The 21439-nt window shown below is 31.4% G+C and carries 17 protein-coding genes; 9 read left to right on the top strand and 8 right to left on the bottom strand.

Features of this window, described 5'->3' with window-relative positions:
- Window positions 1–130 precede the first annotated feature (130 nt).
- Both glcP and CD032_RS01865 read right to left on the bottom strand, forming a co-directional pair.
- Window positions 131–1495, bottom strand: coding sequence for a glucose transporter GlcP (gene glcP, locus CD032_RS01870; RefSeq protein WP_019468854.1), 1365 nt, complete (start codon window positions 1493–1495; stop codon window positions 131–133).
- A gap of 215 nt (window positions 1496–1710) precedes the next feature.
- A complete protein-coding gene (locus CD032_RS01865) occupies window positions 1711–2700 on the bottom strand; it encodes an acrylyl-CoA reductase family protein (RefSeq protein ID WP_019468855.1) in 990 nt (329 codons plus the stop codon).
- 255 nt (window positions 2701–2955) lie between these two features.
- Between CD032_RS01865 and CD032_RS01860 the strand changes: the two genes are divergently transcribed.
- Window positions 2956–3474, top strand: coding sequence for a GNAT family N-acetyltransferase (locus CD032_RS01860; protein ID WP_019468856.1), 519 nt, complete (start codon window positions 2956–2958; stop codon window positions 3472–3474).
- 268 nt (window positions 3475–3742) lie between these two features.
- On the top strand, window positions 3743–4543 hold the full coding sequence (locus CD032_RS01855; RefSeq protein ID WP_019468857.1) for a hypothetical protein: 801 nt from the start codon (window positions 3743–3745) through the stop codon (window positions 4541–4543).
- A gap of 236 nt (window positions 4544–4779) precedes the next feature.
- Here CD032_RS01855 and CD032_RS01850 read toward each other — a convergent pair whose 3' ends face one another.
- Entirely contained in the window at window positions 4780–6483 is a 1704-nt protein-coding gene (locus CD032_RS01850; protein ID WP_040030000.1) for a CDP-glycerol glycerophosphotransferase family protein, read from the bottom strand.
- Window positions 6484–6757: 274 nt separating this feature from the next.
- Here CD032_RS01850 and CD032_RS01845 point away from each other — a divergent pair, with 274 nt between their 5' ends.
- Window positions 6758–8362 carry an L-lactate permease gene (locus tag CD032_RS01845; RefSeq protein ID WP_019468859.1) on the top strand — a complete coding sequence of 535 codons (1605 nt, stop codon included), beginning with the start codon at window positions 6758–6760 and terminating at the stop codon, window positions 8360–8362.
- A gap of 122 nt (window positions 8363–8484) precedes the next feature.
- Here CD032_RS01845 and CD032_RS01840 read toward each other — a convergent pair whose 3' ends face one another.
- Window positions 8485–9636 (bottom strand): glycosyltransferase family 4 protein, encoded by a 1152-nt coding sequence (locus tag CD032_RS01840; RefSeq protein ID WP_019468860.1) that lies wholly within the window; start codon window positions 9634–9636, stop codon window positions 8485–8487.
- Window positions 9637–10029: 393 nt separating this feature from the next.
- Here CD032_RS01840 and mqo point away from each other — a divergent pair, with 393 nt between their 5' ends.
- Window positions 10030–11508 (top strand): malate dehydrogenase (quinone), encoded by a 1479-nt coding sequence (gene mqo, locus CD032_RS01835; protein WP_019468861.1) that lies wholly within the window; start codon window positions 10030–10032, stop codon window positions 11506–11508.
- 207 nt (window positions 11509–11715) lie between these two features.
- Here the strand turns inward: mqo and CD032_RS01830 are convergent, their stop codons facing one another.
- Both CD032_RS01830 and CD032_RS01825 read right to left on the bottom strand, forming a co-directional pair.
- Entirely contained in the window at window positions 11716–13080 is a 1365-nt protein-coding gene (locus tag CD032_RS01830) for a sensor histidine kinase (RefSeq protein WP_026034776.1), read from the bottom strand.
- Complete coding sequence (locus CD032_RS01825) at window positions 13073–13747, bottom strand: response regulator transcription factor (protein ID WP_019468863.1); 675 nt, start codon at window positions 13745–13747, stop codon at window positions 13073–13075. Before CD032_RS01825 ends, CD032_RS01830 begins: the two co-directional genes overlap by 8 nt.
- A 155-nt stretch (window positions 13748–13902) precedes the next feature.
- Between CD032_RS01825 and CD032_RS01820 the strand changes: the two genes are divergently transcribed.
- Window positions 13903–14955 carry an ABC transporter permease gene (locus CD032_RS01820; RefSeq protein WP_019468864.1) on the top strand — a complete coding sequence of 351 codons (1053 nt, stop codon included), beginning with the start codon at window positions 13903–13905 and terminating at the stop codon, window positions 14953–14955.
- Window positions 14955–15623 (top strand): ABC transporter ATP-binding protein, encoded by a 669-nt coding sequence (locus CD032_RS01815; RefSeq protein ID WP_019468865.1) that lies wholly within the window; start codon window positions 14955–14957, stop codon window positions 15621–15623. Before CD032_RS01820 ends, CD032_RS01815 begins: the two co-directional genes overlap by 1 nt.
- A gap of 160 nt (window positions 15624–15783) precedes the next feature.
- Here CD032_RS01815 and CD032_RS01810 read toward each other — a convergent pair whose 3' ends face one another.
- The gene (locus tag CD032_RS01810) at window positions 15784–16755 is read right to left on the bottom strand and encodes a YdcF family protein (RefSeq protein WP_019468866.1); all 972 of its coding nucleotides are present in this window, start codon (window positions 16753–16755) and stop codon (window positions 15784–15786) included.
- A 222-nt stretch (window positions 16756–16977) separates the two neighbouring features.
- Here CD032_RS01810 and tcaR point away from each other — a divergent pair, with 222 nt between their 5' ends.
- The 3 genes from tcaR to tcaB all read left to right on the top strand — a co-directional run bounded on the left by tcaR (window position 16978) and on the right by tcaB (window position 20673).
- Window positions 16978–17442, top strand: a complete 465-nt coding sequence (gene tcaR, locus CD032_RS01805) for a MarR family transcriptional regulator TcaR (protein WP_019468867.1) — start codon at window positions 16978–16980, stop codon at window positions 17440–17442.
- A gap of 365 nt (window positions 17443–17807) precedes the next feature.
- Window positions 17808–19196 carry a membrane-associated protein TcaA gene (gene tcaA, locus CD032_RS01800; RefSeq protein ID WP_026034777.1) on the top strand — a complete coding sequence of 463 codons (1389 nt, stop codon included), beginning with the start codon at window positions 17808–17810 and terminating at the stop codon, window positions 19194–19196.
- A gap of 268 nt (window positions 19197–19464) precedes the next feature.
- Window positions 19465–20673: a putative multidrug effflux MFS transporter TcaB gene (gene tcaB / locus CD032_RS01795; RefSeq protein ID WP_019468869.1), complete on the top strand. Its 1209-nt coding sequence runs from the start codon at window positions 19465–19467 to the stop codon at window positions 20671–20673.
- A gap of 203 nt (window positions 20674–20876) precedes the next feature.
- Here tcaB and CD032_RS01790 read toward each other — a convergent pair whose 3' ends face one another.
- Complete coding sequence (locus CD032_RS01790; protein WP_019468870.1) at window positions 20877–21425, bottom strand: TetR/AcrR family transcriptional regulator; 549 nt, start codon at window positions 21423–21425, stop codon at window positions 20877–20879.
- Window positions 21426–21439: the final 14 nt, after the last annotated feature.

Raw genomic sequence — 21439 nt, 5'->3', positions numbered from 1 at the left:
GCCATAAACATTTTGTTTTTTTCACTGTCTACTTGACAGGGTGCAGTTCAGAACGGATTAGCTCTCTTATTTTGAGCATAGGTTTTATACCCTAAAAACTCACATTAATTTTGTTTTAGCAATGTAATGTTTATTTGGATTCTTTAACATTGACATCAGTTGCATTTGTTCTAGATCTTAAATCAGCTTCTATTTCTTCTAAACTACGTCCGCGTGTTTCTGGTAAGTATTTAATAACAAAGATTAAAGCACAGACACCGATAGCTGCAAAGATTAAGAAAACTTGTTCTACTGATAAAACATCAGTCAAAATAGGGAATAATTGCGCAACTAGTAAACTACCAATAGATAGTACTAAAGCAGCGATTCCTGTTGCAGCACCACGTGCGCGCATTGGGAATAATTCTGGTAACATAACCCAAAGTACTGGTCCCCAAGTAAAACCAAAGAAGATGATGAAAAGCGTTAGACAAGCAACCATAATCCATGCAGAAGATTGGATACCAATTGTCCAAACTAATATTGCCATGATTAATAGTGAAGCTACCATACCAATATTACCGATGACTAATAATCGCTTACGATCTATTTTATCAATAATCATAATTGCTACAATCGTAATAAGGACGTTTACGGTACCAATACCAACTGTGCCTAATATAGAAGTTGCATTTCCAAGACCAGCTTTACTAAATATCGTTGGTGCGTAATAAATAATAGCGTTAATACCTATAATTTGTTGTAATAAAGCAAATACACTACCAATGATCAATGTTGGTCTTAACCAAGGTGATTTTAATACATTCCAAGTGCTTTCAGAAATAGCATTTATTTCTTTCATATCAGCAATTTCTTTATCAATTTCGCTTTCTTTAAATGTTAATTTCATAACGTCACGAGCAGCTTTTTCACTTCTGTGTTCAAGTAGCCATCTAGGGCTTTCAGGCATAAATGCTACACCGATTAATAGAATGAGTGAAGGTAATACTGCTAAACCGAGCATCCATCTCCATCCTTCGATTGGAGTGAAAGCATAGTTAATTAAATATGAAGATAAAATACCAATTGTAATCATTAATTGGTTTAAGGAACTTAACGAACCACGTTGTTCGGTAGGTGCCATTTCAGATAAATATACTGGTACGATTGCTGTTGAGCCACCGACAGCTAATCCGATAACAAGTCTACCAATTACTAATACTGGCATTGATGGTGCTAAGGCTAAAATTAATGCACCGACAATATAAATAATAGCGATAATAAATACAACACGTCTACGACCTAATCTATCAGACATAGGTCCACTCGCACCGGAGCCGAAGATAGCGCCGACTAACATCGATGCAACGACAAGTCCTTCAGTAAAACTATTTAACGGTATGTCATCTTTTATAAATAACAGTGCACCTGATATAACCCCCATGTCATAACCATAGAGTAATCCTCCCAATGCACCAAGGAAAAAGATGAGCTTTTTATTCACTTTGATTCCCATATTAACCCTCCTGATAATATTCAATAATAATAAGTATACGCTTTCATATTTTAATTGTAAATGTTAAAGTATAATAAATTTATCTATTGATATATATTTATATGAATTGTAATATTTTTGTAGTTTAAATAAAAATGTATAGTTATATAAGTTGATATCAAATAAAACTCCGCACATCAATTTTTGTTTGATGTGCGGAGTTTTATAAAATCATCTTATGCGTCGAATTCGATAACAATTCTACCAGAATTATTATGTTGAAACACTTCATCTATGCTGTTTTTAATATCTTTAAAGTTTATATTATGTTTTATATCATGTAATTGATCTGGTTTTAAATCTTTTGATAGACGACGCCAAATATGTTTCCGTTGTCTCATTTCTGTATATACAGAGTCAATACCTATAACGTTTACACCTCTTAATATGAAAGGAAAGACTGAACTATCGAATGTAGCGCCTCCTGTCATGCCAATGAGCGCAACGCTACCATTATAATTAAGTTGCTTAATGATTTGTGAAAAACTGTCACCACCAACTGGATCGATGACTGCTTGCCATGTGCGTTTACCTAAAGGTTTATTATCTTCTTTGTCAATTCTAGAAATAACATCTTTTGCACCTATGGTTTTAAGTGTTTCAGTAGCTTCAGTCTTACCTGTACTAGCGATCACATCATATCCAATGCCATTTAACATCATAATCGCTAATGTTCCTACACCACCTGTTGCACCTCTTACAAGCACTTGATCTTTTTCTACAGATAGTCCATTATGCTCTAATTTTTCAATTGCTAAACCAGCTGTGTAACCTGCTGTCCCATATATCATAGCTTCTTCAAGTGTGAGGTCTTTAGGTAAAGGTACAATCCATTCTTCTTTTACGCGAACATATTCACTAAAACCTCCGAAATGGTCTGTTCCTAAACCGTACCCTGTAACGATGACTTCATCTCCTGGTTCAAAAGCATGTGTGTCAGAGTGAGCTACCACACCTGCTAAATCGATGCCTGGCACCATTGGATAACTGTTAACAATTTTTGAATTGTCTAATGTAGCTAATGCATCTTTATAATTAATTCCAGAGTATTTCGTTTTAATCAACACTTCACCTTCTGGAAGATCATCTATTGTCATATCTTTAAATTCGCTTGTTACTTTGCCGTCTTGTTCATTGACCACAAAAGCTTTAAATGTTTTCGTCATTGCCTTATGGCACTCCCTTATGTATATATATTTATGAACAATTAAAAAACTAGAACTACTTTATCATGATATTGTGAATTTCACAATAAGTGTAAAAGCGCTGATTTAAAAGTAAGCGTTTTAATTTTAACAATCGTAAACTTTATGTCATTTGACTATACTTTAAGTTGTCAAAAAAATATATTAAGTCGTATAGTAACATATTTAACATTTTAGTATACTAATTGACAAGATGGTAAAAAGGGGGCATGCAGTATGACAGATAATATTGAATTGGTAAAACAATCGGAAGTACATCGGTTAAGAGAAATTTGTATTACAACATTTAAACATACATTCAAAGAAGGTGGATATACACAGGAAGATTTTGAAACCTATTTTAAACAGGCATATAATGTGGAAACGTTACAAGACGAATTGAATAATAAACATTCATTCACATATTTTTATCTCAGCAATAATGAAATTGTAGGTTATTTTAAATTAAATATAGACGATGCACAAACTGAGGCAATGGGTGAATCCTACTTAGAAATTCAAAGAATATACTTTTTACCTCAATCACAAGGTGGAGGAAAAGGGAAAAATGTTTTTGATTTTGCAATTAAAAAAGCACGCGAGTTGTATAAAACAAAAATTTGGTTAGGTGTATGGGAATATAATGAAAAAGCATTAAACTTTTATAAAAAACAAGGCCTACGTATAACAGGTTCCCATGAATTTCATACTGGTAACGTGGTAGATACAGATTTAATAATGGAAAAAAACATATAGCAGCTTTTGAAAAAGTCATTTATCCTGTAATCTGTTCAATTATCTTGGCGCATTGTATTCCTATTGCAAAAGCTAGATATTAAATTAAAGCTTCTATTTTTTAAGTTTTTGTAAAAATTATATTTATTTCAAAAAAAGTTTTGATAAAAGGTGTTTATTTAATAATAATAGTGAATAACATAATGATTCTCATTTATCCTAATTGTTAAACACATTACATAATTTTAAATTAGGCAATGGGAAGGACACAACTAAGGAGGCTTATTATATGAAGAAGTTATTAGCAGGTTTTCTTACACTTACATTAGCACTTGCTGCTTGTTCTAATGGTAGTGATGACAATGGCGGTAGTAAAGACGATAGTTCGAAAGACAAACAGTCTTCTGATGACAAATCAAAAGACTCAAAAGATTCTAAGAGCGATGACAAAAAGGACAATGATAGTTCCGATAAAGATTCAGATAGTAATTCGGACAACAAATCAGACAGTGATGCTGATAAAAATAGTTCTGACTCAGACTCTAGTTCTAACTCTGATGATAGCAGCAATTCTGGAAACAGTGACAATGCCAATGATAGTTCGACTAACGGTTCCAACGGCAGTGATAGCAATAGCGATAATTCAAATAATGATAACAATTCAAGCAATGCGGATAGCAATGAGAGTACAGCAAGTAATGCAAATAGTAATGCTGATCAAGCATCTAATAGTGCAGGTAATTCAAATGCGGGCAACACAGGTAACAGTGGTGCTTCTCAATATGTGGCGCCTTATCAAGGTCAAAATGCAGTGCCAGTCGCACAAAACATTACTTCAGGTAGCACTGACGCACAAACAGCTTTACAGTCATTGCCTAATTTCCAAAACGCTTTAGACAATGCAACTGCTGAAGTCAATGCGTTAAATGGCCAATCAAATCCTTATAATGATTATGCTATTGAAGGAAGCGAAGAGAATTATAGCTATATTTTTAGCTTCCAAAACCAAGCACAACCTGGTAGTTATTCAATTGTAACTGTTGACCAACAAGGAACTGTTAGAGTAGTTGATCCAGCTTACCAACAATAAAAGCATCATAAAATAACGTGATTTTTATACGTATTATAAAAAAGTGGCAAGTAGAAAGCATTAACTTCTAACTTGCCACTTTTTAATTTGGTAAAATTTTCTTTATGTGCGAATCGTTCGAGTATGATTCCTTTAAATGCATTTTATATTTAAATAAAAGCACCAAAGCCAATATTCATAATTTAAACTTTGAATTTTAAATTAGAATAACAAATTGTTGGTTGTATATGTGATGATTAGTTTAATTTATTGGAATTAATCGACTTTTGAATAATATGTGAAATCGTTTCAAAGGCATGGTTGTCTTTATTTATAAACGGATTAGCATGTATATCTTTCATTTGGTGACTGATTAAATCATTTAAGAGCGCTTTTGAATCACTATATCTGACTGTAGAAAGAGAATGCATAACATCTTCATAAACACCGCGTTCACTCACATATTTTTCATGGTCAGGCGTATATTGGCAGACAGTTTTATCAATCGTAAGTGCATCAAAAATAAGTGAAGAATAGTCTGTTAATACTGTATCTGAAACTAACAATAAATCTTGAACTTCAATATGTGATGGCGCAATGATAGCATTTTCAGGTATATAGTTAGATTGATCGTTGATATGTCCTTTAAAGATAACATTATATTTATTCAATAAGCCATCACTCATTGGTAACAAATCGGTTGCTTCATTTGCTGCTTTCCATGTAGGAACATAAAGTAATGTTTGTTTTTGAGGATCTAGTTTTAATTCTTTCTTTATAAATGAGATATATGGTTGATCAGATTGTTTATCTAACAGATATCTAATTCTCGGATACCCACAATTTAATAAGTGTGTGTGTTGTTGGGGAAACGCAGACTTGAAATGTTCCATAATGGCTCCGGAATCACTGATGAAGTAATCTTGTTGCAACCATTTATTATATTTGCGTGCACGATAATTATAGATATTGAGATTCTCATTAGGTTCATGACTATCTAAAAATAGTTTTTTAATAGGTGTGCCATGCCAGAGTTGTATAATTGTACCATTTGGTTTGATATCATCAGGGATATCGTTTTCTAAAATAACCACACTTGCTGTTTCTATTAGATTTTTTGATTTCGCGTCATTTGGATCGATAAAATTAGGGCCATTTACATCATTCGTTATAAAAAATATAGGTAATTTAGAAAAGTACTTTGCAAAATGATTAAATAAATAGCGAGAATTACCTCGAAATCCATAATCAAAACCTAAAAAGACGATATGATTTTTAACTTTCGATTTATCTTTCTTATAAATATAACTGCTTTCATAATGTTTTTTTTCGTAATGACGATGAACTAAAGTATAAATCCAATGTGGAAGTTTGAATTTAGTATTTTTAAGCACTTTATCTGTAAATCGAATGTCATCATGATTAGGCGCTAGTGTTTCACTATTTTTAAATGGTATCGAGTGTTTATGTTCAAAGGCTAATTTGTTTAAATTGAATTTAGTAGTGTTTAATGGCGTGAATGCTTGAATGTAATCCCATATAGCACTACTGGTTGTAAAAGCATGTTTGAAATTGAAAACGACATGGCTATCTGTTACGACATCATCTTGCAAAAGTGATAATAATGCTAAGTCAAATATATTATTAATAGTATAATTGTTTATTATTTTTTGAGTGGTTTCTATATGGAAAATAATATTTGGAAAATGATTTAGATTATCCATCCAATCATTAAAAGTGATTTCGGCTTTACCAAAATATCGGCAATCATTTAAATATTGTTGATTGATTGTATAATCTGCAACGATAGTGACCGGTTTTAGTGTAACTGCGTCTAACATCGATTGATAAATTTCACTATTTTGATCTATATATACAAAGTGAGTATATCCTTGTGCTGTAGCTTTCTCAAGGTCCTTTACGAAAAGGTCCCACGTTGAAACTTCTATTTGCTTTATCATTTATAATCCCTCGATTTAAATATTATTATCCTTATTTTATCATTTAATACGTCATAGATAAAAGAAACTTCAATATTCATATTAGGATTGAAGAATTGCGTTTGAGATGATGTATATTCAATTGGAATTTATTAGAAAAATAAAAAACTTTAATTTTAGGCTATTAATTTTTTGGAAATTATTGTATTTTACTTAAAGGAAATGTTATAATTTATGTGAAATAATTCACAAAAGGAAGATGATTAATTAATTTAAGTATAGGAAGTGAGTATAAATGTTTGTAGAAAGTATTAACCCCTTTAACAATGTATTATTATCCAGTATTGTAGCCGCTATCCCTATCATTTTATTTTTATTATGCTTAACCATTTTCAAAATGAAAGGGATATATGCTTCAATTACGACATTAGTAGTTACATTGATACTTGCAATAACGATATTCAAATTGCCTATGAATATCGCAACAGGTGCATCAATTGAAGGATTTTTCCAAGGCATCATTCCAATTGGTTATATTGTGATTATGGCAGTGCTGTTATATAAGGTTACAAATGAAACTGGGCAATTTGATAAGATTCAAGATAGTATTGCGAGTGTATCGCAAGATCATCGTATTCAATTATTGCTCATAGGTTTTGCGTTTAATGGATTTTTAGAAGGTGCAGCAGGTTTTGGTGTGCCGATTGCCATATGTGCCTTGTTATTAACTCAATTAGGCTTTAAACCTTTAGAAGCTGCAATGTTATGTTTAATTGCTAATGCTTCAGCTGGTGCATTTGGAGCAATTGGCTTGCCTGTAACAGTGATTGATACACTTGGTTTACCAAGTGATGTTACAGGATTTGCGGTTTCTCAAATGTCTGCTTTAACTTTATCGATTATGAATATGTTTATCCCATTTTTATTAGTATGGATTATTGACGGTTTTAAAGGTATTAAAGAAACGTTACCAGCAATCCTTATTGTTGGTGGAACTTTTACGATATTACAAGCTTTGATTACGGTGTTTATTGGACCAGAACTAGCTGATATTATCCCACCGTTAGTATCAATGTTAGCGTTAGCCTTATATTCTAAAAAACATCAGCCTAAAAATATATTTAGGTTGAAAGATAGTGGAGAACCTAAGTCTATTGTAAAACATAATTTTAAAACTTTAATATATGCATGGAGTCCATTTGTGATTTTAACAGCATTAGTTATGATTTGGAGTGCACCACAATTTAAAGCGTTGTTCTCACCTAATGGTGCGTTGAGCGCATTAGTATTTAATATTCAACTACCAGGTACGTATAGTGACATTGCTGACAAAGCAATTACATTACCACTCAATATCATTGGACAAACTGGTACAGCGATTTTATTAGTAATTTTAATAACTATATTAATGTCAAAACAAGTGAACATGCTTGATGCAACACGCTTATTAAAATTAACTTTTAAAGAATTATGGTTACCTATTATTACAATTTGTATTATTTTAATTATTTCTAAATTGATGACTTATGCAGGTTTAAGTAATGCTTTAGGTGAAGGTATTGCTAAAGCAGGATCAATCTTCCCGCTATTGTCACCTATCTTAGGTTGGATTGGCGTATTTTTAACTGGTTCTGTGACAAATAATAATACACTATTTGCTCCGATACAGTCAGCGGTAGCTAATAATATTGGTACAAGCGGTGCATTGCTTGTATCTGCAAATACAGTAGGTGGTGTAGCAGCGAAATTAATTTCACCACAATCCATTGCGATTGCAACTGCATCTGTACAACAAGTAGGTAAAGAATCAGAGTTATTAAAAATGACGTTACGCTATAGTTTTGCATTTATTATCTTTATATGTTTATGGACTTTCATGTTGAACTTTATCATTCATTAAAGCATCATCGTGGTTATGGTTGTTAGTAAGATGCCTGTGATTATGGCATATTACAGATGATTAGGTTTATTGTAATAAAATATAAAGATCGAAATAAAAAAGAAGCCGTTTGGCTTCTTTTTTTATTTCGATGCAATCATCATTTGAAAGTAATGGTAGACTGAATCTGATGAAAATAATTGGACGGTTTGATACCCATTTTCTATGATGGATTGTTTATTAAATTCCTGATTGATAAGTCTGAGTAGTTTATTAGAAAGATCTTTTACATTTCCGTGCGATACGAGGTATCCATTGACGTTATTTTGTATCAGAGCGTCTGGTCCTGCATTACCATCAAAACTAACCACGACATTACCTTGATTCATAGCTTCTAAAATTACCATTCCGAACCCTTCATTACGAGAAGGGACGACTGTAATATCACTTTTAGCTAATTTTTCGTTTAATTGCTGAGTTGAACCATAAAGTTTTACGATATCTGCTAGTTGGTGCTCTATGACTAATTGTTGTAAAAGCTCATGCTCTTTTCCGTCACCATAGATGTGTATTTGATATTTAAAACGTCTGACTTCTTGTTGAATAGGTATGATACTTTGAATTAATAGGTCGAATCCTTTTTCGTATTCTAGTCGTCCTGCGGCAGTAATGATTTTTTCTTTTGATATTGAGAGACGGGGCTCATTTAAAATGTTGGGTATGACATAAACAGGAGTTTGAACAATAGATTCATATTTACTTTTATCACTTTCTGTTAGTGTGGTTATTTTGTCTAAATATTGATAAGCATCTAAGATTTCTTGTTGTAGGGCATCGTTATGTGCTTCAAAATTCATATGTTCCATACCTATTTTCTCTACATTTTGTGGACCATAGTGAGCAATTAATATATTAAAACTCGCACGTGTACCAATGAGCATATCAGTGGAAACATTGCGTATTGCTTGAATCATTTTCTTTTCTATATAACGTGAAAACTGATAAAGACCTGGTTCATATTGTGAAATTAATTTTGGTCTAGAAAACGGAGTGTATTTGCGGATTCTATTAAAAAATATAGCTTTAATATTTAAAAAATGTAACTGATAGTCTGTTAAAGCACGAACTTTAATAGATTTATGTAGTTTGAAATAAGGTTTAGAAGCCCCCTTGAAAACGGAAATGATTTCAACCTTATGACCTTTTTCGGCTAAAACATTAGCTAATTGAGAAATAGATTTAACAGTACCACCCATAGCATAAACATTATGCGTAAAAAAAGTGATAGATTTCATTGGAATACCTCCAAAAGTATAAGAATTAAATTAAAATTTATTATAGCATGAAATTTAAGAGAGTAATAAAGTAATGAATGTTATGTGTGACACAATGTAATTTAATTTTAAGTGTCTAATGTTAATTGCAATTTAAGTCGTCTCATAGCTATTATAGTTAACAGGTATTAACATAATTTGAGTAGAATTACTGAAAGCCCTTTTTTCATAGGACAATAACGTATATAATTAGAAGTGTGACAAAAGATTCTGCTATTTTTTTAACATTTAGTATAATTATAGTAGATTAAGATTTAAATTATTCACTATAGAAAACGCTTTATCATGGCTGTGATTTTCCTAGATAAAGATAACGTGTCTATAAACATATATAAAAGGGGGACTGTGTTTGTTATGAGTAAACAACATAGCAAAATAGATGTCATATTAATTGGCGGCGGTATCATGAGCGCAACACTAGGAACGTTATTAAAAGAACTTGCACCTGAGAAAGATATTAAAATGTTTGAAAGATTATCTACACCAGCAGAAGAAAGTTCAAATGCGTGGAATAATGCAGGAACAGGGCATTCTGCATTATGCGAATTAAATTATACAAACGAAAACAAAGATGGATCAATCGATATTTCTAAAGCTGTTAAAATTAATGAACAGTTTCAAATTACAAAGCAATTTTGGAATTATCTTGTTAAGCAAGGTCAATTATCAAAACCTGAAGCCTTTATTAAGCCTGTGCCGCATATGAGTTTTGTACAGGGTGTACGCAATGTAGATTTTTTAAGAAGACGTGTAGAAAGATTAAATAAAAATATTTTATTTAGTAATATGGAAATTACAGATGACAAAGCGCAAATTTCTGAATGGGCACCGTTGATTATGGAAGGGCGTACATCCAATATACCAATGGCTATTACATATGATAAAACGGGGACAGATGTGAATTTTAGTGCGTTAACAAAAAAATTATTTTCAAATTTAGAAGATAAACATGTAGAACTTAATTACGAACATGAAGTAGAAAACCTAAGTCAACGTAAGGATGGCACTTGGGAAGTTAAAGTGAAAGATTTGAAAACGGATGAAGTGACAATAGTGGAAAGTGATTTTGTGTTTATTGGTGCCGGTGGTGCTAGTTTACCTTTATTACAAAAAACAGGTATCAAGGAATCTAAACATATTGGTGGATTCCCAGTAAGTGGTCTGTTCTTAGTATGTAGAGATGAGGCTATCACATCAAAACATCTTGCTAAAGTTTATGGAAAAGCAGCTGTTGGTGCGCCGCCAATGTCAGTACCACATTTAGATACACGCTATATTGATGGCAAACGTACATTATTGTTTGGGCCATTTGCTGGTTTTTCACCTAAATTTTTAAAGACTGGTTCAAATATGGATTTAATAAAATCAGTGAAACCAAACAACCTTATTACAATGCTATCGGCAGGAATTAAAGAAATGAACTTAACTAAATATTTAATTTCTCAACTCACATTATCAAATGAAGAGAGAATGGAAGATTTACGTCAATTTGTGCCAAATGCAAAAAGCGAAAACTGGGAAATTGTGGTTGCTGGACAACGTGTACAAGTCATTAAAGATACAGATAAAGGAAAAGGCACGTTACAATTTGGTACAGAAGTCATTACTTCCGAAGATGGTTCTTTAGCAGCATTGTTAGGTGCCTCTCCAGGTGCTTCAACTGCTGTTGACATCATGTTAGATGTACTTCAACGTTGTTATAAACAAGAATTTAACAATTGGGAAGAAAAAGTTAAAGAAATAGTGCCTTCATTCGGTATGAAATTATCGGAAAATGAAGCTCTATACACTCAAATTAATAAAGAAATAACTAAAAACTTAAAGATTAATTAATAGATATAGTACACTCATTTTAACAAATGAGAAGCTTGGGAGATAAATAGCCATAGTCAAAGTAAGAGCGCTAATCCACAAAGGATTAGCGCTTTTTTGTATTTAAAATCTCAAGGTTTTAATTGTGTATGTTTGCTAGAAAATATTGTAGCCTGTTATGAGCTTTAACTCATAAAATTCATAGGTATCAACTCACTTGTTACATTATTATTTATGGATGGTAACAGTGAATGTCGTACCTTCATATTTCGTACTTGCTACTTCAATTGTACCATTGTGTAATTCAAAAATTGCTTTCGCAATAGCTAAGCCTAAGCCATTGCTATTATCATGATTGCTTGCTTTATAGAAACGCTCAAATAGACGAGATTGGGTTTCTGGTGTCATGCCTTGACCATCATCAGTGATATTAAAATGAATTTGATCGGTATCATGTGTGAGTGTAATATCAATTGTACCCCCTTGTTCAGAATATTTGATCGGGTTCGTTATTAAGTTTTGAAAAGCTTGATTTAGTAAGCGCTCATTCCCAATTATAGATACATTAGCTAAATCAGACATAATGATTAAATCTTTTTGATTCGTCGCAAATTGTTCATGGCGTATAATCTGTTTAATCAGTTTATTAAGTTCGATGTTGTCAGTTAATTCTAGATGTTCGCCATTATCAATTTCTGATAATAATAAAAGTTCTTTGGTTAATTCACTAAGCTGTGTTGTAATTTGGTATATTTCATCGATATATTGTTCACGAGCTGTTGCGTCTTTAGCGAATTTTAATTGATCAAGTAAATGATGAATATGTGTTAATGGTGTTTTGATCTCATGTGAAACATTTTGAACAAAGTGCTGTCTCATGTCATCGACTTGTTTTAAAGAGAGTCTCATTTTATCAAATCGATATTGTAATGTGCCAAATTCATCATTACGTTTAATGTCTATCGGTACATCAAAATTGCCTTCCATTAACCTTTCAGTCGCTTGTTTTAACTGTTGTATCGGTTTAATAATCATATAAGTTGAAGAAATAACCCAAATGATTGAGATGACTAATAAGAGTGTAATTAATATGACTAAGAAAATTCTAAATTCACTAAAAGTTTTTCCGATGTCTGGTCTCATAAAAACAGCATAATTTTGACCATTGGATTGAAATTGCACACCCACAGTATTTTGAGTAGTATTTTCAAAAAATCCAGTGATAAAAGGGTTGTAGGGCAAATTTCTTATCCCATGATAATCATGGCCATTTAACACAGATTTAATGTTTTTAGAGTCAACATTATCTTTTCTAAATGCAGTGCCATAATAAGACTTTTTGCCATTTTCTGAGACGGTCATCACTTGATAATTCATTTGTCCAAGATGTTTGAAAAAGGGTTTTGGCATTTGTATCTTAGATTCTTTTTCATAGGAAATAGCATCTTTTAATGTTCTCATTATTTTTGCATCATTATTCTCTTTTAAATGATTGTGATAAATAATGTTAGTTAATAGAAAACTAAGCAATGCACTCGATAGTAAAATGACGACATTATAAATAGCAATACGTGAATATAGTGATTTAAACATTGTCATCAACCTTGTATCCTAAGCCACGTACTGTATGAATCGTAATCGTAGCTCCTAACTTTGACAATCGCTTTCTCAAACGTTTAATGTGTACGTCAACAGTCCGTTCATCACCTTCATAGTCAAAGCCCCAAATTTTTTCAATCAAATCGTCACGGTTAAATACTTGTTTTGGATGTGAAGCAAGTAAGAATAAGAGTTGAAACTCTTTATTTGGTAAGTTCATTGATTTAGTAGAAGATTGAAGTTCTAAATAAGCTTGATTGAGCGTGAGATTTCCAACTTTCAATTCATTATTAGCATTTATATTATACCGTTTTAATACTGCTTTTATTCTAAAGATAAGCTCTTTTACTTCAAATGGCTTAGTAACATAATCGTCTGTACCAGTTAAATAGGCTTGTTCCTTATCACTAAGTGCGTCTCTTGCTGTTAACATAATGACAGGCATTTCAAAATCTTCTTTTAAAACTTTACATAGTTCAAAACCACTCATGCCAGGCATCATTACATCGACGATAGCAATATCAACCTGATGTGTATCTAAATACGACAGTGCGTTTTCAGCACTTGATTGTGTCACAACATCTAGTCCTTCTCGTGAAATATAATTTGAAACATATTCTAAAATTTTACTGTCATCATCGACAATTAAACAAGTTGTCATGCTCAAAATCTCCTTAATCATTTTACAGACATTATATATGGAAAAATTTAACTTAACAAATAGGAAATAATTTAAAAAGTTAATCATAGTTCATATTGAGTTCATATAAAGACCTTAAACTTTAAATATAAGTTCTTGAAAGGGAGTGAAACACTATGAAATTGGCATGGCAAGAGATAAAATATTATAAATTTCGTTATATATTAATCATGTTAATTATATTGTTATTAGGTGTTATGGTTTTATTTATTAGTGGGTTGGCACAAGGTTTAGCAAGAGAAAATATTTCTATGTTAGATAATATGAAGTCAGAAAAATATGTGATGCAAAATAACAAAACACCACAAATCGAAAAATCAATTATTAAACCAGAACAGCAAGAGAAAATTGAAGATATTAGTGGACAGTCACCTTTAAAAATAGCATCTCAAACTTTGAAAATTGATAAAGATGAAGAAGATGTTGTTATGACGAATACAGTGAAAAATGAAAAACCAGAATTGTCAGAAGGACATTATCCTAAAAAAGACAATGAAGTTGCAATTAATAGTAAATTAACTGCAAGTGGGGTAGATGTTGGAGACAACATTAAAATTAAAGACGGTGAAACGTTAAAAGTATCAGGTATTTTGGATGACACAATGTATGCTCATAGTTCAGTGGTTATGATGAATAATAGCGGATTTGATAAATTGAATAAAAATGTAAGTACCGTTTATCCAGTTCAAGATATGTCACAAAAACAGATAAATAAATTAGAAGATATTAATGGTATCGATGTATTTACGGAAGACGACATCACGAATGAAATACCGAGTTATCAAGCAGAACAAGCACCACTTAATATGATGATAGTTAGCTTGTTTGTCATTTCTGCTATAGTTCTCAGTGCATTCTTCTATGTTATGACGATACAAAAAATTCCAGAAATTGGTATTTTAAAAGCAATTGGTATCAAAACAAGACATTTACTAAGTGCTTTAGTATTACAAATATTAATAACTACAATGGTTGCAGTGATAATTGCTGTTGCATTAATTAGTGGTTTATCATTAATAATGCCAATTTCTATGCCTTTCCACGTAACTGTTGCGAATATATTATTAGTCGTAGGCATTTTCATCGTTGTTGCAATTGTTGGCGCAGCACTATCATTTATTAAATTATTTAAAGTAGACCCTATTGAAGCTATCGGAGGTGGAGAATAATGAGTTTACAAGTTAAAGATATAAAAAAATCCTTTGGGAAAGGTTCTTCCGAAACTAAAGTTTTAAAAGGGATTAATTTTGAAGTGAATGAAGGAGAATTTGTAATTTTAAACGGTGCTTCAGGCTCAGGTAAAACAACGCTTTTAACTATTTTAGGTGGGCTATTGTCACAAAGTGGTGGTGAAATATTATATAATGGTGAGCATTTATATGATAGTGATAAAAAAGCTTCTGAGCTAAGACTAAATGAAATTGGATTTATATTTCAATCTTCACACTTAGTACCTTATTTAAAAGTTAAAGATCAGTTAACAACAATAGGTAAAGAAGCAGGTATGTCTAAAAAAGAAGCCACTGATAGATCAGAAAAACTATTAACACAAATCGGTTTAGCAGAACAGCTCAACGTATTTCCACACACACTTTCAGGCGGACAAAAGCAACGTGTTGCCATCATGAGATCATTGATGAATCATCCGAAAATAATCTTAGCTGACGAACCAACTGCAAGTTTAGACGCTGAACGTGCCACAGAAGTGATAGATATGATTAAAAATCAAATTCAAAGTAAAAATATGATTGGTATTATGATAACGCACGATAAAAGACTATTTGATTATGCTGATAGAGTCATCGAATTAGATGATGGTGTCATCGTTGATCAATAGTATAATTAAATGAGCCGTAATATAATTATGATTCCTAAATCAATGGAGTGGGACAGAAATCTTTTAATAAAATTAGACTTCTGTCCCACTCTTTTTCTATGAAGAAAACACTATATTCTATTGTAAATAGGATGCACAAATTATTTTGTGTATAGTGGCTTTAAATGGATGGAATATGCCACAACGCCATCATACTTGCCCAAAATAACACTACAAAGTAACAAGTTAGTAAAAGCTTATATTGGTACATGATTGCTAAAAAATCCCTAATTAATGCAATTTCAAAGAAATGATAAGGTGTATGACTGCCGACACCTTTTAAGTTGAGGTTTAATTTTTGTCCAAACCTTAAAGCGCGCATAATATGAAATTGACTTGTGACACATAGGATACTTGGTTCATATCTATATAATTGTTGAATGAGCACTTTTGTATATTTAAGGTTTTCTAAAGTGCTCGTAGACTGGTCTTCAAGTACTATCATTGAAGGATTAATATTTCTTTGGACTAAGTATCGATACATAGCCAAGGCCTCTGAAATTGGTTCGTCAGGACCTTGTCCACCACTTACAATGAGTCGAGCATTTGGATTTAAATGGTGTAATGCTATAGCTTTGTTTAATCTTTTAGCTAGCATAGGTGTTACTTGATCAGTAAAAATACCTGCGCCTAATACCAATATGACATCAAAGTCTTCTTTGTATGTAACATTTGAAAATGCAGATGTGCAAAGCGCATAACAAATGAAGGTGAAACATGCACTAAATGCAATAGCAGCTAACCAATAAAAAATCACATTGATACCTACAGGTATTAGACTAATATAAGCACAAGCAATCATAAACAGTAATACTCTATATGCAATAGCATACAAACGGCGCAAAAAAAGTGCGCTTAATCTATGTTTAAATAAATGATGATGTTTGATGTGTATTAACAACACGCCAACAAACATAGTGAATATGAGTGGCATAGGCAAAGATAACTTACCTACATGTAAGATGATTACAAAGTAACCTAAAATAATTTGAATTACAAAAAAAGTTAAATTAGTAGTGAATTTGAAATTTTTAATCATAGCAATAAAACCACATAAAATAATTAAACTTATAATTAAAGACAACGTATACATGGTTCACCCCGAAAGTTTATAATATTTTAAATGTAGAGCAATTATTAAAATTAATCAAATTTTAATGGTATTGTATTTTGTAATTTTGCTAGATTTAACAATTAAAAACGCAGTGAATACAAATTTCTGCTTTTATACCATCTCGAATATTGATATTATTAACATAATATAAAAAAATAACGTTTACTTATGTGAGCTAGAATAGTAGAGGTGCGAGAAGTTATGGTTAAAAATTTAAGTAGTCATATTGATTTTATGGGTGAATTTATAAATGATGTGAATACTTTGTTAGCTAAATTGTTAAAAGAATTAAGAGAAGACTATAACGTATCAAAAGAGCAGGCCAATGTTATATTAATGTTAGAAAACGAAAAAACCATGACGCTAACTGAAATAACTGAAAGACAAGGCGTAAATAAAGCTGCCGTTAGCCGGAGAATCAAAAAATTAATACAAGCAGAAGTAGTTCAATGGGAGAAAGCAGAAGAAAATACAGATCAAAGATTAAAATATATTAAATTAACAGAAAGAGGCAAACAATTTAATAAACAAAGTAAGGAAATTATCAATACGATTGTCAGTGATATTTTACACGACTTGTCTGATGAACAAATCGAACAAGCACGTTATGTTTTAGAAATTATTGACCAAAGATTAAAAAATTTCAATTTGAAGCACAGTATTTAATAGTATAAGCAATGAAAGTATTTAAAAGCAAAGCTAAATACATTTAATTAAAATCATGCTTCAACAACCGGAATGACGTACCCAAGTTAAAATGATTCATTTGAAGTGCATAATTAAAAGCTTAAGCTATATAAGATGAAAGAAAAAATCATAGAAGATATAAGAAGACATTGGACTAATGATGTATATCTTTTACTGATTTATATACATATAATAGAAATAAGGTAGCGTAAAAATAAATTTCACTTAATTAAAACATTACAAAAAATTGGTGGAAATGGCTTGATAAAGCCATATAGTTTATAAATATATTATGTTAAAATAACGGAATAATGTAAAAAATAAGGACTGAGCGTGGTGATAAAATGCAAAAGTGCCCTAAATGTGGGGGAAATATAAGGATAGGACAACGAAGATGTAGTCATTGTGGCTATCGTATAGAGTCGACAAGTAACGAAAAAATGACTCGAACTTCAAAAGAAAACAAAAAAACTGTTAATAACAAAGCAAGGAAAATTATTCCCTGGGGTATTGCAGCTTTTATCATTATTCTACTGGTGATTATATTTATCTTATTGAAAAATTTTAATTCTCCGGAAGCACAATCGGAAATATTAATTAATGCTGTAGATAATAATGATACTCAAAAATTATCAACCTTATTAAGCACACAAAATAATAGTGTGGATGAAAATGAGGCTAAAGCTTATATTAAATATATAAAAAAAGAAGTTGGCATGAAACAATATACAAAAGATATTAAACAAAAAATAGCTTCTTTAAATAATAATGAGACGAGTGAGGAAGACTTTGTAACAGCCAAAAATGGTGAAAAAGTTTTGCGTATCAGTAAAAATGGGCGACGTTACTTAATATTTGATAATATGAGTTTTACAGCCCCTACAAAAGAAGCGATTGTAAAGCCTAAGTACGATACAACTTACAAATTCAAAGCAAATGATAAACAAAGAACAGTAAATGCACAAAAGAATAAGACGACAGTAATCGGTGAATTTATACCAGGTGATTATGTCATAGAATCTAAAAAAGAGATGGCTAACGGACAGTTTAGCGGTGAACTCAAATTTAATTTTAATAATAGTAATCATGAGACAGTTGATGTATCTGAAGATTTTAATGAAGCTTATATCGTTTTAGATTTGAAAGGTGCATCAGAAATAGATAAAGATACTGTTAAAGTGAAAGTGAATGATAAAACATATGACTATACGAATAATAAAGAAATAGGGCCATATCCTAAAACACAAGAATTAACAGTTTCTGCTGAAGGAGAAGCGAAGAAAAAGACATTTAAATCAGCCGAAACGACTGTTAAAACGGATAACTTGAAAGATAAAACATATGTAACATTAAACTTTGATAGTGATGAAATTCAAGACTATGTAGATAAAAAAGAAAAAGAAGAAAATAGCTTTAGAAATAAGGTGGTTCGTTTTTTCGGTAATTATACGGCTGCAATGAATAATGCACACAGTCAAAGTAACTTTAATTTAGTTTCATCTTATTTGAAAAAAAATACCAATAACTATAAATCTATAAAAAATAATGTGAAAGAAAATGCTATTTTTTATTTACCTCAGCCACAAATTACTGAAATTGTGAGACAGGGCGAAACATATTATATTACTGCTCAGACTGTCAAAGAAAACGGACAATATGGTGAAGTGAATTACCAACTTGAAGGCGATGATGATGCCAGTAACCTTAAAGTTGTGAAATATTCGGAAGAGTAATGTAAAGGTATGTTTGCTATTAGCACTATAATATATGTAGTAGTGGATAAGCAGAGTAATCTGAAAATAAGCCAACGCTGACTCATGAATAGGTGTCAATTTCTATAATAGTTAATAGAAATTGACACTTTCTTTGTTTTTGAGCTAAAGCTATAATAGTAATAATGCTTATTAATTAGTAATTTGTAATAAGTTAGTTAGCAATACATTAACAAGTGTCGATATCGACGAATTGGATATTTTAAGTAATTTTTGAAGGAGTTATAAAATGGTAGATAATCAACAACAAAAGCAATCAATTATTTTTATTGTAATTCTAGGTGCGCTAACTGCGATTGGTGCCTTATCGATTGATATGTTTTTACCTGGTTTACCTCAAATTCAGTCTGATTTTAATACAACAACTTCAACTTCACAATTAACTTTATCTTTATTTATGATTGGTTTAGCCGTTGGGAATTTATTTACGGGTCCTTTTTCTGATTCAATAGGGCGTAAACAACCCCTAATGATTGCGATGTTGTTATTTACATTAGCAAGTTTAGGTATTATTTTTGTAGACAATATATGGTGGATGATCATTTTAAGGTTTGTACAAGGTTTTTGTGGAGGCGCAGGTGCAGTTATTTCTAGAGCGATTTCAAGCGATTTATACAGTGGCAAACAATTAACAAAATTTTTAGCTTTACTTATGTTAGTCAATGGTGTGGCGCCTGTGTTAGCACCTGCTTTAGGTGGCGTGATCTTATCATTTTCCACTTGGCATATGGTTTTTGTCATACTAACTTTATTTGGGATACTTATGTTTTTGGGAACTATGTTTAAAGTACCAGAATCATTAACTATAGAACAAAGGGATAGTCCTCATATAGCAATTATATTTAAGAATTTTAAACAATTATTAGTAACGCCACGTTTTGTATTACCAATGTTGATTCAAGGTGTTACATTTATTATTTTGTTTAGTTATATTTCAGCTTCTCCATTCATTACGCAACATATATATGGCATGTCTCCACAACAATTTAGTATTATGTTTGCAGTTATTGGCATTAGTCTTATTGTTTCAAGTCAATTGACTGGTAAGTTCGTTGATTATATCAATCGACAAACATTATTACGAATTTTGACATTGATTCAATTAGTAGGAATTTTAAGTGTAACGATTACTTTATTAAACCATTTTTCAATATGGATTTTATTCTTAGGTTTTATCATTCTTGTTGCACCAGTTACTGGTGTAGCAACACTTGGTTTTTCTATTGCGATGGATGAACGTACTGGAGGTAATGGGAGTGCATCGAGTTTGCTTGGACTTGTGCAATACTTATTAGGAGGGGTGGTCTCACCGCTCGTAGGTTTAATGGGAGAAGGAAATTATGTGCCTTATGTCACAATTATCATAATCGCGGGTCTGTTATTAATATTGCTACAAGTGATGAGTTACTTTGTGTTTAGAACGAGGAAACGAGCATAAGCGCATATGCGTAAAATCTTGGTGCTACATTGACAGTAGCTGATGCATGAGCTTCAGCCCAAATACTTAAAGTTAATTCAACTTTAGCCCCCAGTGAAGAAGGTGTGACAATATATTCATTTAAATAAATTAGACTGCTAAATTTCTATTTTTTTGTAGAAATTTAGTAGTCTTTTTAATTAGATGATTTATTAAGAAATTAGTTAGCGATTCAACTTAATTGTATTAGCTAATAAAATTTGAGCTAAATCTTTAACAGATTGATTACAGCCTTCTTTAATCCAAGTATAAACAAGGCCCATTTGACCACCTAGTGCGTATATTACAAACTGTTTTTTGTTTAATACATTGGTATATTCGTCCAAAATTTTAATATAAGTATCCCGCGTTGCATGCATATACTCAAAAAATAAATCACGATTGGGATATGTGACTAAAATAGCATGGAAATAACCATAATGACGTTTAATATAACGTAAAATGATTTTGAAAAACTGATATAACTTAGAGTGATCATCTGCAATTTCTTCTGAACTTTTATATAAATTTTCTAATAGTGTTTTATATTTTTGAATATGGTGTGATTGTATTGTGGCTAAAAGGTCATATTTATCTACGAAGTAATCATAAAACGTGGTCCTATTTATACCACTATATGCGCATAACATTTTGATAGTTATATTTTCAAATGGATGTACCTCGAGTAATGCAATCATATTACGGATGATTTTGCGTTTTGCATTTTGTTTCATAATAAATCCTTCAT

Source organism: Staphylococcus cohnii subsp. cohnii, from assembly GCF_002902365.1.
Classification (GTDB): Bacteria; Bacillota; Bacilli; order Staphylococcales; family Staphylococcaceae; genus Staphylococcus; species Staphylococcus cohnii.
This window is presented reverse-complemented; position numbering and strand designations above follow the sequence as displayed.

Coding starts and splice junctions, on each gene's coding strand:
- CD032_RS01830 (WP_026034776.1), bottom strand. CDS start 13,080: ATGTTTAAATCACTATATTCACGTATTGCTATTTATAATGTCGTCATT.
- tcaB (WP_019468869.1), top strand. CDS start 19,465: ATGGTAGATAATCAACAACAAAAGCAATCAATTATTTTTATTGTAATT.
- CD032_RS01855 (WP_019468857.1), top strand. CDS start 3,743: ATGAAGAAGTTATTAGCAGGTTTTCTTACACTTACATTAGCACTTGCT.
- CD032_RS01850 (WP_040030000.1), bottom strand. CDS start 6,483: ATGATAAAGCAAATAGAAGTTTCAACGTGGGACCTTTTCGTAAAGGAC.
- CD032_RS01825 (WP_019468863.1), bottom strand. CDS start 13,747: ATGACAACTTGTTTAATTGTCGATGATGACAGTAAAATTTTAGAATAT.
- CD032_RS01845 (WP_019468859.1), top strand. CDS start 6,758: ATGTTTGTAGAAAGTATTAACCCCTTTAACAATGTATTATTATCCAGT.
- CD032_RS01815 (WP_019468865.1), top strand. CDS start 14,955: ATGAGTTTACAAGTTAAAGATATAAAAAAATCCTTTGGGAAAGGTTCT.
- CD032_RS01790 (WP_019468870.1), bottom strand. CDS start 21,425: ATGAAACAAAATGCAAAACGCAAAATCATCCGTAATATGATTGCATTA.
- mqo (WP_019468861.1), top strand. CDS start 10,030: ATGAGTAAACAACATAGCAAAATAGATGTCATATTAATTGGCGGCGGT.
- CD032_RS01820 (WP_019468864.1), top strand. CDS start 13,903: ATGAAATTGGCATGGCAAGAGATAAAATATTATAAATTTCGTTATATA.
- glcP (WP_019468854.1), bottom strand. CDS start 1,495: ATGGGAATCAAAGTGAATAAAAAGCTCATCTTTTTCCTTGGTGCATTG.
- tcaA (WP_026034777.1), top strand. CDS start 17,808: ATGCAAAAGTGCCCTAAATGTGGGGGAAATATAAGGATAGGACAACGA.
- CD032_RS01860 (WP_019468856.1), top strand. CDS start 2,956: ATGACAGATAATATTGAATTGGTAAAACAATCGGAAGTACATCGGTTA.
- CD032_RS01810 (WP_019468866.1), bottom strand. CDS start 16,755: ATGTATACGTTGTCTTTAATTATAAGTTTAATTATTTTATGTGGTTTT.
- CD032_RS01840 (WP_019468860.1), bottom strand. CDS start 9,636: ATGAAATCTATCACTTTTTTTACGCATAATGTTTATGCTATGGGTGGT.
- CD032_RS01865 (WP_019468855.1), bottom strand. CDS start 2,700: ATGACGAAAACATTTAAAGCTTTTGTGGTCAATGAACAAGACGGCAAA.
- tcaR (WP_019468867.1), top strand. CDS start 16,978: ATGGTTAAAAATTTAAGTAGTCATATTGATTTTATGGGTGAATTTATA.